This is a genomic window from Pseudomonas sp. D47 (assembly GCF_045447305.1).
Lineage (GTDB): Bacteria > Pseudomonadota > Gammaproteobacteria > Pseudomonadales > Pseudomonadaceae > Aquipseudomonas.
Map to the genome: position 1 here is coordinate 1 of NZ_JBJGXU010000034.1, position 12,271 is coordinate 12,271.

Below are 12,271 nucleotides of genomic sequence, written 5' to 3' on the forward strand. Positions count from 1 at the left end.
CACCCAGCGCCCCCGCAACAACCAAAGAATTCAACCCATAAAAAGATGTGTAGATACCTAAGGCTATCGCAGGCAAGCCCGCTCCCACAGTTGATCGCGTTCACACCCTCAACATGTGGGAGCGGGCTTGCCCTCGATGAGGCCCGCCCAGGCAATTCACCTCTAACTCTCCTGCGCCCGATACGCCCCCGGCGTCAATCCAGTCCACTTCTTGAACGCCCGATGAAACGCCGACGGTTCGGAAAACCCCAACTGTTCGGCAATCTCCTGCAATGACAAATCCGCCCGCCCCAAATGGTAGATGGCGATGTCCCGCCGCAACTCATCCTTGAGCGCCTGAAAGCTGGTGCCTTCTTCACGCAAATGCCGGCGCAGGGTTTGTGGGCTGATGTGCAGGTGCTGCGCGACGGCTTCCAGGTCCGGCCAGGGCGTGCGGTCGCGGCTCAGCAAGCGGCGCAGTTGGCTGCTCAGGCTGTCGCCTTCATCCGGCCGCGACAGCAGGTCGGCGGGCGAGCGCTCAAGAAAGTGCTTGAGGGTGCGTTCGTCCTGCAATAGCGGCAGGCTCAAGTAGCGCGCCGGAAACACCAGGCTGCTGTGCGGCGCGCCGAACACCTGAGGGCAGGGGAAGAGCAGGTCATATTCGCCAGCATGCGCCGGCATCGGGTAGCTGAAAGTGGCCTGGTGCAGCCGAATACGCTGGCCGATCAGCCAGCTGCCCAGGCGATGCCAGATCACCAGCAGGCATTCGCTGAGGAAATGATCCGGGTCCCACAGCTGCGAATCGTCCAGGCTCAGGCGGGCCATGTCGCCTTCTCTTGTCAGCTGCCAGCGCGGACCCTGTGGGAATAGGCTATAAAATAATAAGCCGCGTTCCAGAGCCTTCTCCAGGGTGCGGCAGTGAATCAGCGCGTGGCACATCATGGCGAAGGTGCCGCGTTTGCTTGGGCCTTCGGCAAACCCCAGGTATTCGTCGTCCAGCGCCAGCCAGAGCATTTGCAACAGCCGGGTAAATTGCTCGGGGGCGATGCGGGCGCGTGGCTCGGTCAACAGTTCCGGGGTGATACCGGCCTGCAACAGCAGGGGCGAGTAATCGTAGCCCGCCCGACGCGCCCCGCCGAGGGCGGCCCGCGCGTAGTGACTGGCGATGGTACGTTCACGCATGTGAGGGCCTCGTCCATGGAGTGGCGGATGGTAGCCACCCGAGGGCGGGGCGACAAGGCGGATATCCGCCAAATTGTAGGACGAGATCAGAGGGCGTGGCGGGTTTCCGCCAGCTTCTTGGTGGCCCTGACGGGGGCATTCAACCCCTCAGCCCTGATGTCTAAAGGCCTTCAGGGTTTTTAAGCAAAGTGGCACGGCGTTTGCGATAAAGATCACAGCGCAGGAATGTTCTTACAGACCTCGCAAACAACAAATCCCTCCAGTGCAGGAGGGTTCGCAATTCAAGTGTCGTGGGCAATGGCGGATCTTTGCCACACGGTGCGATTGAGGAACTTTGCAATGACGACTCGTCAGCCAATCTACAAATCCCTGTATTTCCAAGTGATCGTTGCAATCGTTATCGGTATTTTGCTCGGTCACTTCTACCCGCAGACCGGCGTGGCCCTCAAGCCACTGGGTGACGGGTTCATCAAACTGATCAAAATGGTCATCGCCCCGATCATCTTCTGCACCGTTGTCAGCGGCATCGCTGGCATGCAAAGCATGAAATCGGTCGGCAAAACCGGCGGCTACGCGCTGCTGTACTTCGAAGTTGTTTCCACCATCGCCCTGCTGATCGGCCTGGTCGTGGTCAACGTTGTGCAACCGGGCGCCGGCATGCACATCGACGTGGCTACCCTGGATGCCTCCAAAGTCGCTGCCTACGTGACTGCCGGTGCAGACCAGAGCGTGGTTGGCTTCATCCTCAACGTGATCCCGAACACCATCGTCGGTGCCTTCGCCAACGGTGACATCCTGCAAGTGCTGATGTTCTCGGTGATCTTCGGTTTCGCCCTGCACCGCCTGGGCGCCTATGGCAAGCCGGTACTGGACTTCATCGATCGCTTCGCTCACGTGATGTTCAACATCATCAACATGATCATGAAGCTCGCGCCAATCGGTGCCCTGGGCGCCATGGCGTTCACCATCGGCGCCTACGGTGTAGGTTCCCTGGTGCAGCTCGGCCAGTTGATGATCTGCTTCTACATCACCTGCATCCTGTTCGTGGTCGTGGTGCTGGGCGCTATCTGCCGCGCACACGGTTTCAGCGTGTTGAAGCTGGTTCGCTACATCCGTGAAGAGCTGCTGATCGTTCTGGGTACTTCCTCCTCCGAATCCGCACTGCCACGCATGCTGATCAAGATGGAGCGTCTGGGCGCGAAGAAATCCGTAGTAGGCCTGGTGATCCCGACCGGCTACTCGTTCAACCTCGACGGTACTTCGATCTACCTGACCATGGCTGCCGTGTTCATCGCCCAGGCGACTGACACCCACATGGACATCACTCACCAGATCACCCTGCTGCTGGTGCTGCTGTTGTCCTCCAAAGGCGCTGCTGGCGTGACCGGTTCGGGCTTCATCGTACTGGCTGCTACCCTGTCGGCTGTCGGCCACCTGCCGGTTGCCGGCCTGGCGCTGATCCTGGGTATCGACCGCTTCATGTCTGAAGCCCGCGCACTGACCAACCTGGTGGGTAACGCCGTTGCCACCATCGTTGTGGCCAAGTGGGTCAAGGAACTGGACACTGACAAGCTGCACAGCGAGTTGGCATCCGGCGGTACTGGCATCTCCGACACCCGTCCGGAAGATGACCTGGGTGTGGCCGAAGGCCCTGCTCCTGCTGCTGTGAAGTAAGGGGCTGATGGCGTGAACTGACGCCGAAGTTACCCACAAACGCCCCGACTTGTTCGGGGCGTTTGCGTTTCTGCTGGGTCACTTTTTGCATGTTTTGATTTACATTCAGTGAGTAGTTCATCACGTTGCGATGAAGCCCGTCTCTACAAGGCGGCTGTTGGTTACGCTGATGAAACTCGCACCGTGCTGCCCGCTCTAAAACCCCTTAACCCGCCGCATGTTTGCGCAGTAATTGCTTGCAGGAGTCTTGATGGACAGTGTGGATCTGAATGTCTTGCGCAGCGTGCTCGACTGGCGCCGTGCCGGGCACCGCGTGGTGCTCTACAGCGTGGTCCAGACCTGGGGCAGCGCGCCGCGTCCGCCGGGGGCGATGTTGGCCTTGCGTGGCGATGGCGTGGTGATTGGGTCAGTGTCCGGTGGCTGCATCGAGGATGACTTGATCGCGCGCTTGCAGGATGGCCGCTTGCCTGAGGATGGGCCGCCGGTGCAGTTAGTGACCTATGGCGTTACCCGCGATGAGGCGGCGCGTTTTGGCTTGCCTTGCGGTGGCACTCTGCGCCTTACAGAGGAGCGGGTGGATGACTGGCGTTGGGTCGCGCAATTGCTGGAGCGTTGCGAAGCGCATGAAATCGTCGCCCGAGAGCTGGACCTGGTCACGGGCCGCGTGAGCTTGGTCGGTGCGAGCAAAACCGATGTCGTGACCTTCGACGGCGAACGCCTGCGGGCCATTTACGGGCCGCGTTGGCGACTACTGTTGATCGGCGCCGGGCAGCTGTCGCGCTACGTGGCTGAGATGGCGCGGCTGTTGGATTTCGAGGTGCTGATCTGTGACCCGCGCGAAGAGTTCGTCTATGGCTGGGAAGAGCAACACGGCCGCTTTGTGCCGGGCATGCCGGATGAGGCGGTCTTGAATATCCAGACGGATGAGCGCACGGCCATCGTCTGCCTGACCCACGACCCACGCCTGGATGACATGGCGCTGCTGACGGCGTTGAATTCCACCGCGTTCTACATCGGTGCCCTCGGTTCGCGGGTCAATACGCAAAAGCGCCGGGAAAACCTGACGGCGCTGGGTTTGTCGGCGGAGGCGATTGCACGTTTGCATGGGCCGATTGGTTTGCACATCGGCAGCCATACTCCGTCCGAGATTGCGTTGTCGTTGATGGCGGAAATCGTCGCCATCAAGAATGGCGTGGCACCGACGCAGAAAAAGCCGCTGCCGGTAGTGGCTGAATGACCGTTACCGCGATTGTGCTGGCGGCCGGGCAGGGCAGTCGTTTTCGTGCCGAAGCGGGGGCTGATAAGGATAAGTTGTTGGCCGACTGCGTAGGCTTGGATGGCGTGACGCGACCGGTGATCGAGCAGGTGCTATTGAATTTGCCTGAGCGTGTTGTAACGCGCTGGTTGGTGACCTCGCCGGACCGGCCCGAAGTGATTCGCCTGGCGCTGGCCTACGGTTGTGAGGTGTTGCTGCTGCACTCAGTTGGGATGGGCGATAGCATTGCGGCGGCGGTCGCAGCCAGTGGTGAGTCTGATGGCTGGTTGGTGGTGTTGGGGGATATGCCGTTTATCCAATCTTCTAGTATCGAAAGGGTGGTTGATGCGCTGGCAGCAGATGGCATCCGTGTGCCGGTGCAGGCGGGTGAATACGGGCATCCAGTGGCGTTTGGCCGGGCGCTTGGGCCATCCTTGATGGCGCTGAACGGGGATCGCGGCGCCAAGCCGTTATTTGCCTGTGCGACGGTGAGTGAGGTCCAGGTTAGCGATCCTGGCGTGCTTTGGGATGTGGACCTACCGCAGATGCTAAGTTTCCACGTGGACTGAATGTGGGAGCTGGCTTGTTGTGGCGAGCGGGCTTGCCCTAATGCCGTTCAGTTAAGCGCAGATCCCCTGTGGGAGCGGCGGTGCGACGATTCGACTTGCCCGCGAAAGCGGTGGGTCAGTCAACATCAATGTTTGCTGGGCCGACGTCATCGCGGGCAAGCCCGCTCCCACAGTTGAGTGCATTTCAAATCAATATAGCGGTGTGTTCAGCCCCATAAAAAAGCCCCGCCTGATCACTCAGGCGGGGCTTTTTAGTGGCTGATGGAATCAGACGAGGGGTTTAGGCTCGTGTTCTGCTTCCAAAGCCTTTGGGGCGTGTTCAACCACTGTTTCAGCAACCGGGGCTGGTGCCTCGATTACTTCGACAGCGGCCGGTGCTGCTGCGGCAGCTGCAGCGGCTGCCTCAGCTTCCTTGCGACGGCGACGCACTTCACGTGGGTCGTTCGGCGCGCGGCCGTTTTCGGTCAGGGCGCTGGCAGGTGCTGCTTCGACCACCGGGGCGGCGACTTCGGCAACCACTGGCGCTTCAACCACTGGCGCAGGCTCGGCAACCACAACCGGAGCGGCTTCAACCACTTCGGCAACCGGTGCAGGCGCTTCTTCTACCACGGGGGCAGAGGCTGGCGCTTCAACTGCAGCGGCTGGTTCGGCAGTCCACTGGAAGGCGGTCTGTTCTTCGCGAACTTCACGCACTGCCGGGGCGGCTTCTTCAACAACCGGCGCTTCAACCACGGGCTGAGGCTCAACCGCCGGTGCAGGCTCGACAGCAGCCACTTCCACTTCTGGTTGGGTTTCGCGAACCGGTGCAACTTCCACTTCCGTAACCACTGGGGCTTCGATTGGGGTAGTTGCTTCAACAACCGGCGCTTCTACCACTGGGGTTTCAGCCACCGGTGCTTCTGGGGCTTCTACCGCAACAGTTTCTTCAACGGCAGCTGTGGCGCGTTCAGCTTGCTCGTGCGCCTGGGCTTCAGCCGGTGCGCTGATGACCGAGCTGGCAACGGCAGCCGTTACCGCCAGGCCGGCAGCCAATTCGGCGCCAGTTGGTTCGGTGGTGGCGGCTTCTGCGTTTTCGCCGGTCTCTTCCGAGCCTTCGATCACGTTACCGTTGGCATCACGTTGACGCTCGCGACGGTTGCTGCGACGACGCTGGCCACGGGAGCGGCGGCGTGGACGATCGCCTTCGGCGTTGTCCTGGCCATCTTCCTGCAGTTGCTCTTCGCCGGTCAGCACTTCGTCTTCTTCGCTGGCAGCAGCTGCTTGCTCGGCGCGTGGTTGACGCTCTTCACGCGGTGGGCGCGGTTGGCGCTCTTCACGTGGGGCGCGTTCTTCACGCGGCTGGCGAGCCGGGCGTTCTTCACTGGCAGCTTCGCCAGCTACGGCAGGCGCTGCGTCCAGTGGCTCGCGCAGTTCACGTACACGTTCTTCACGCTCGCCACGTGGCTTGCGGTCTTCACGGGGTGCGCGTGGGGTGCGTGGTGCGCGCTCTTCACGCGGTGCACGTTCTTCGCGGGCTACGGTTGGGGTTTCTTCACGGGCTTCGCGAGGTGCGCGCTCTTCACGTGGTGCACGCTCTTCACGTGGTGCGCGTTCTTCACGCGGAGCACGTTCTTCGCGCGGCTTGCGCTCTTCGTCACGGCGACCGTTGCGGTTACGGCTTTGCTGACGGCCGTTGCGACGCTCTTCGTTGCGCGCCGGGCGCTCGGTGGCTGGTTTTTCAACCACAACCGGAGCCGCGGGCTCTTCTTTAGTTGCGAACAGGCTAACCAGAGACTTCACCAGGCCTTTGAACAGGCTTGGCTCAGGCAGGGCGGCCGGCGCGGCAACCGGGGCGGCGACTTCAGCAGGCACCGGTGCGTTGGCGCGAGCTGGAGCCGTCTTCACCGCGGCTTCCTGGCGAACCAGAGTGCGGGTTGCGGCGGCTGGCTGGACTTCTTCGACTTCGGCAGCGGCAGCCGCGATTTCGTAGCTGGACTGGCCGCTGTGAGCTTCCGGGCTGTCATCACGCAGGCGCTGCACTTCGAAGTGCGGCGTCTCGAGGTGATCGTTCGGCAGGATGACGATACGGGCACGGGTGCGCAGTTCGATCTTGGTGATCGAGTTGCGTTTTTCGTTAAGCAGGAAGGCTGCAACCGGGATCGGCACTTGCGCGCGGACTTCGGCAGTGCGGTCTTTCAGGGCTTCTTCTTCGATCAGGCGCAGGATCGCCAGGGACAGCGATTCAACGTCACGGATGATGCCGGTGCCGTTGCAACGCGGGCAAACGATGCCGCTGCTCTCGCCCAAGGATGGGCGCAGGCGCTGACGGGACATTTCCAGCAGGCCGAAGCGCGAGATGCGGCCAACCTGTACGCGGGCACGGTCAGCTTCCAGGCATTCGCGGACTTTCTCTTCCACGGCGCGCTGGTTCTTGGCCGGGGTCATGTCGATGAAGTCGATCACGATCAGGCCGCCGATGTCACGCAGGCGCAGCTGGCGGGCGATTTCTTCAGCCGCTTCCAGGTTGGTCTGCAGGGCGGTTTCTTCGATGTCGCTGCCTTTGGTCGCACGCGCCGAGTTGATGTCGATGGACACCAGGGCTTCGGTCGGGTCGATCACAATGGAGCCGCCGGAAGGCAGTTCGACCACGCGCTGGAAGGCGGTCTCGATCTGGCTTTCGATCTGGAAACGGTTGAACAGCGGAACGCTGTCTTCGTACAGCTTGATCTTGCTGGCGTACTGCGGCATCACCTGGCGGATGAAAGTCAGGGCTTCGTCCTGGGCTTCAACGCTGTCGATCAGCACTTCGCCGATGTCCTGGCGCAGGTAATCGCGGATGGCGCGGATGATCACGTTGCTTTCCTGGTAGATCAGGAACGGCGCGGAACGATCCAGGGACGCTTCTTTAATAGCGGTCCACAGTTGCAGCAGGTAGTCGAGGTCCCACTGCATTTCTTCGCTGCTGCGGCCAAGGCCGGCAGTGCGAACGATCAGGCCCATGTCGGCCGGTGCGATCAAGCCGTTCAGCGCTTCACGCAGTTCGTTGCGCTCTTCGCCTTCGATGCGACGGGAGATGCCGCCGGCACGCGGGTTGTTCGGCATCAGGACCAGATAACGGCCAGCCAGGCTGATGAAGGTGGTCAGGGCGGCGCCCTTGTTGCCACGTTCTTCTTTTTCGACCTGAACGATAACTTCCTGGCCTTCGCTCAGGACGTCTTTGATGTTCACGCGGCCTTCAGGGGCTTTCTTGAAGTATTCGCGGGAGATTTCTTTGAGGGGCAGGAAGCCGTGGCGCTCGGAGCCGAAATCGACAAAGGCAGCCTCAAGGCTCGGTTCGATGCGAGTAATACGGCCTTTATAGATGTTGGCCTTCTTTTGCTCGCGTGCACCGGATTCGATGTCCAGGTCGTAGAGGCGTTGGCCATCTACCAGTGCAACACGCAACTCTTCGGGTTGAGTTGCGTTAATCAGCATTCTTTTCATGTTGTACCGTCGGTTTCCGGGCTGCCGGAAACGGCGTTCGGCACACACGACTTCTCACGGTCGGTGTCAGGTGCGTCAAGAGTGGTTGGCCACTCCAGTGTCCAGCAATAACGAGCCAATTGGGCCGGTATCGCGACGGACGCGTCCTGCTTGTTAGCGGTGGTGACAAAGGCACCACTTCAACAAAAGCTAAGGTCAGGAGGAGGAATCAACCGGCGACTGTGGACGAGATGAAGCGTCTAAATATAAGCCTAGTGCTACACGGTCCGACGGTTGTGCATCTCCACCCTACACGTATCCCTGATAATTCGGGTGCTGCCGCGCGCAGAATCCGCAGCGGGTTGGCATTTACCGTGTTCTCCAATGGGGAGTCCACGCTCATGGCTAAACAAGACTAGGTGTGGGCGACTGCGCTCTCACTCAGCTCTTAACAGGCGTTGTTTCCGAAGCATTCGCCATGGTCTGGCTCAAGACTGACTGCACTTTGTGAACTGGCCGTAAATATCGGCGCAGAACGCGAGTATTCACTCTGCTTTCTGCACTCGCTTCAGGCCTCATGTCACCTGCGCTTGTTACAATCTCGAGCCTTTCACGATGGCGAAAGCCCCGTAGGACGGCCTCGCGTCCTGATGAATTGCGATGGTCAGGGCCGGCAGTTTGCCGCAAGTCCTCTGTCCAGGCCGCTTTTGGCGGCGTTCGCGACTATAGCAGCAATGATTAAGTGCTTCAATTCCATAAAAAATTGTTATCATCGCCGCCATGACGACTACCGCCCCCCAGACCCCCAGCGTCCAGCTGCTCGAGGTCTCGCCGGAATATGCCGGCCAACGCATCGACAATTTTCTCCTGGCCAGGCTCAAAGGCGTGCCCAAGACCTTGATTTACCGCATCTTGCGTAAAGGCGAAGTGCGCGTGAACAAGGGCCGGATCAAGCCCGAGTACAAGCTGCAGGCGGGCGATATCGTTCGCGTGCCGCCGGTGCGCGTGCCTGAGCGTGACGAGCCCGTGCCGCTGGCCCAAGGCCTGTTGCAGCGCCTTGAGGCCTCGATTGTCTTTGAAGACAACAAGCTGATCGTGATCAACAAGCCGTGCGGCATTGCCGTTCACGGCGGCAGCGGCCTGACGTTCGGCGTGATCGAAGCCTTCCGCCAGTTGCGCCCGGATGCCAAGGAACTGGAGCTGGTCCACCGCCTGGACCGCGACACTTCCGGCCTGCTGATGATCGCCAAGAAGCGCAGCATGTTGCGTCACCTGCACACCGCCCTGCGTGGCGATGGTGTGGACAAACGCTACATGGCGCTGGTGCGTGGCAACTGGGCCAGTTCGATCAAGAGCGTTCGCGCGCCGTTGCAGAAGAGCAACCTGCGCTCCGGCGAACGCATGGTCGAAGTGGACGAGGAGGGCAAAGAAGCCCTGACCCTGTTCAAGGTGCTGCGCCGCTTCGGCGATTTCGCCACCCTGGTCGAGGCCAAACCGGTGACCGGCCGTACCCACCAGATTCGCGTGCACACCTTGCACGCAGGCCACTGCATTGCTGGCGATACCAAATACGGTGACGAGGATTTCTCCAAGGAAATCCGCGACCTGGGCGGCAAGCGCCTGTTCCTGCATGCCTACATGCTGACGGTTCCACTGCCGGATGGCGGTGAGTTGAAACTGCAGGCGCCGGTCGATGAGATGTGGGCCAAGACCGTGGAGCGATTGAGTGTCGCACCTTGATTACAAGCTGCTGATCTTCGACTGGGACGGCACCCTGTGTGATTCCATTGGTCGGATCGTTGAATCAATGCATGTCGCCTCGACCCGGTCGGGCTTCGCGTTGTGCACTGATCTGGCGGTGAAAGGCATTATCGGCCTGGGCTTGCCTGAGGCGATACGTACCTTGTACCCCCAGATCAGCGACGCTGAACTGGTGACCTTTCGTGACCATTACGCTGACCACTACATTGCGCTGGAGGCCACGCCTTCGCCGTTATTCGACGGTGTAGTGCAGTCGCTGGAAGCGTTCCGCGCCGAGGGTTATCACCTGGCCGTGGCCACCGGTAAGGCCCGTCGCGGGCTGGACCGGGTGCTGAAGGCTCACGGTTATGAAGATTATTTCGACATCACCCGTGCAGCGGATGAAACCGCCAGCAAACCCCATCCTCTTATGCTGGAGCAGATCCTGGCGCACTGCGGCGTAGCGCCGCGCCAGGCCTTGATGGTGGGCGACGCCTCCTTTGACCTGATGATGGCGCGCAACGCCGGCATGGACAGTGTCGCGGTCAGCTACGGCGCCCAGGCTGCCGAGGCCTTGCAGCAGTACGAGCCGAGGCTGACGATTGATCATTTTTCTGAACTGCAGGCCTGGCTAAGCCGGGCCCAATAAGTCTTTGCTGGGGTTAATGGCATGAGTGACGAGTGGAAAGCGCCCGAAAAGGCCGAGAGCGGTGATGACAAAAGCTGGAAGCTGCTGGAGAAGACTCTCCTGGCTGGCGTCCAGGAGCAGCGTCGTTCGCGACGTTGGGGGATTTTCTTCAAACTGCTGACCTTTGTTTACCTGCTCGGCATGCTGGCGCTGTTCAGCCCGCTGATGGACATGGAAAAAAGCGCCACCCGTGGCAGTAACTACACCGCCTTGATCGAAGTGCGCGGGGTGATTGCCGACAAGGAGTCCGCCAGTGCCGACAATATCGTCAGCAGCCTGCGCGCCGCGTTTGAAGACCCCAAGGTCAAAGGCGTTATTCTGCGCATCAATAGCCCGGGTGGCAGCCCTGTGCAGTCGGGCTATGTGTATGACGAGATTCGCCGTCTGCGCGCATTGCATCCGGATACCAAGCTTTACGCGGTGATTTCCGACCTCGGCGCCTCAGGTGCCTATTACATCGCCAGCGCCGCTGACCAGATTTATGCCGATAAGGCCAGCCTGGTCGGCTCCATCGGTGTGACGGCGGCCGGTTACGGCTTTGTCGGCACCATGGAGAAGCTCGGTGTGGAGCGTCGCACCTACACCTCGGGCGAGCACAAGTCCTTCCTCGACCCGTTCCAGCCGCAAAAGGCTGATGAAACCCAGTTTTGGCAGGGCGTACTCGATACCACCCATCGTCAGTTCATCGCCAGCGTGAAGCAGGGGCGCGGCGATCGTCTGAAGGACAAAGACCATCCGGAGTTGTTCTCCGGTCTGGTGTGGTCGGGCGAGCAGGCGTTGCCGCTGGGTTTGATTGATGGCCTGGGCAGTGCCAGTTCGGTGGCGCGGGATGTGATTGGCGAGAAAGAATTGGTGGATTTCTCGGTTGAGGAGTCGCCGTTTGATCGCTTCTCCAAGAAGCTTGGCGCCAGCGTGGCGGAGAAATTGGCCCTGTACATGGGCTTTCAGGGCCCGACCTTGCGCTGAGATCCAGCAGGCGAAGAGTTTCAAGTGTGGGAGCGGGCTTGCCCGCGATAGCGGTTTGTCAGCTGGCATTTATAGCGGCTGGCCTACCGCTATCGCAGGCAAGCCAGCTCCCACATTTGGTTTTGTGGTGGGTTTAAGGGATCTGCACGCCTTCAGCCAGCAACATATCCACTAGGCGAATCAGTGGTAAGCCTATGAGGCTGGTGGCATCCGGCCCTTCAGTGCTCTGAAACAGGCTCACGCCCAGCCCTTCAGCCTTGAAGCTGCCGGCACAGTCATAAGGCTGCTCGGCGCGCAGGTAGCGCTCAATGCGCTCCACGTCCAATACGCGCATGTGTACGGTAAGCGGCACGCAGTCGACCTGGCAGTGCCCGGTCTCGCTGTTAAGCAGTGCCAGGCCGGTGAGGAAGGTCACGCGCTTGCCGCTGGCTGCCAACAATTGTTCGCGGGCATTTTCGAAGGTGTGGGGCTTGCCGATGATCCGACCGTCGAGCGCGGCCACCTGGTCCGAGCCAATAATCAGATGCCTTGGATGGCTGTGGGCAAGGGCGCGGGCTTTCTCTTCGGCCAGGCGTTTGACCAGCTCGATGGCGGACTCATTTTCGCGGTGGCTTTCGTCGATGTCCGGCGAGCTGCAGATGAACGGCAGGTGCAGGCGGCTCAGTAATTCCCGGCGGTAAACCGAGCTGGATGCGAGTAATAAAGGCAGCATGGGCGTCTCCTTAAGGCAGTTGGAGATTCTAGCGAGGCGACCCGCTGACGCACAGGGCTGAATTT

9 protein-coding genes are annotated in these 12,271 nt (G+C 60.6%); 6 read left to right on the top strand and 3 right to left on the bottom strand.

Annotated elements, in window-relative coordinates; all coding sequences use genetic code 11:
* Positions 1 to 162 precede the first annotated feature (162 nt).
* Complete coding sequence (locus tag ACI77I_RS20480; RefSeq protein WP_242152089.1) at positions 163 to 1,161, bottom strand: AraC family transcriptional regulator; 999 nt, start codon at positions 1,159 to 1,161, stop codon at positions 163 to 165.
* Between the two features lie 339 nt (positions 1,162 to 1,500).
* On the opposite strand from ACI77I_RS20480, the gene ACI77I_RS20485 reads away from it, so the two are divergent.
* The 3 genes from ACI77I_RS20485 (at position 1,501) to ACI77I_RS20495 (ending at position 4,659) form a co-directional block, all read left to right on the top strand.
* Positions 1,501 to 2,835 (top strand): dicarboxylate/amino acid:cation symporter, encoded by a 1,335-nt coding sequence (locus tag ACI77I_RS20485; RefSeq protein WP_094951985.1) that lies wholly within the window; start codon positions 1,501 to 1,503, stop codon positions 2,833 to 2,835.
* Positions 2,836 to 3,085: 250 nt separating this feature from the next.
* Positions 3,086 to 4,072, top strand: a complete 987-nt coding sequence (locus ACI77I_RS20490; RefSeq protein WP_094951986.1) for an XdhC family protein — start codon at positions 3,086 to 3,088, stop codon at positions 4,070 to 4,072.
* Positions 4,069 to 4,659, top strand: coding sequence for an NTP transferase domain-containing protein (locus ACI77I_RS20495; RefSeq protein WP_406998277.1), 591 nt, complete (start codon positions 4,069 to 4,071; stop codon positions 4,657 to 4,659). Before ACI77I_RS20490 ends, ACI77I_RS20495 begins: the two co-directional genes overlap by 4 nt.
* Positions 4,660 to 4,926: 267 nt before the next feature.
* Here the strand turns inward: ACI77I_RS20495 and rne are convergent, their stop codons facing one another.
* Positions 4,927 to 8,121, bottom strand: a complete 3,195-nt coding sequence (gene rne, locus ACI77I_RS20500) for a ribonuclease E (protein WP_406998278.1) — start codon at positions 8,119 to 8,121, stop codon at positions 4,927 to 4,929.
* 759 nt (positions 8,122 to 8,880) lie between these two features.
* Between rne and rluC the strand changes: the two genes are divergently transcribed.
* From rluC to ACI77I_RS20515, 3 genes are read left to right on the top strand one after another with little or no spacing between them, the layout of a single operon-like run.
* Positions 8,881 to 9,840: a 23S rRNA pseudouridine(955/2504/2580) synthase RluC gene (gene rluC, locus ACI77I_RS20505; RefSeq protein ID WP_032886795.1), complete on the top strand. Its 960-nt coding sequence runs from the start codon at positions 8,881 to 8,883 to the stop codon at positions 9,838 to 9,840.
* Positions 9,827 to 10,489 carry an HAD-IA family hydrolase gene (locus tag ACI77I_RS20510; protein ID WP_094952761.1) on the top strand — a complete coding sequence of 221 codons (663 nt, stop codon included), beginning with the start codon at positions 9,827 to 9,829 and terminating at the stop codon, positions 10,487 to 10,489. Before rluC ends, ACI77I_RS20510 begins: the two co-directional genes overlap by 14 nt.
* 21 nt (positions 10,490 to 10,510) lie before the next feature.
* Positions 10,511 to 11,494 (top strand): S49 family peptidase, encoded by a 984-nt coding sequence (locus ACI77I_RS20515; protein ID WP_094952762.1) that lies wholly within the window; start codon positions 10,511 to 10,513, stop codon positions 11,492 to 11,494.
* Between the two features lie 133 nt (positions 11,495 to 11,627).
* On the opposite strand, the gene ACI77I_RS20520 is transcribed toward ACI77I_RS20515, so the two are convergent.
* Positions 11,628 to 12,206, bottom strand: a complete 579-nt coding sequence (locus ACI77I_RS20520; protein ID WP_406998279.1) for a Maf family protein — start codon at positions 12,204 to 12,206, stop codon at positions 11,628 to 11,630.
* Positions 12,207 to 12,271: the final 65 nt, after the last annotated feature.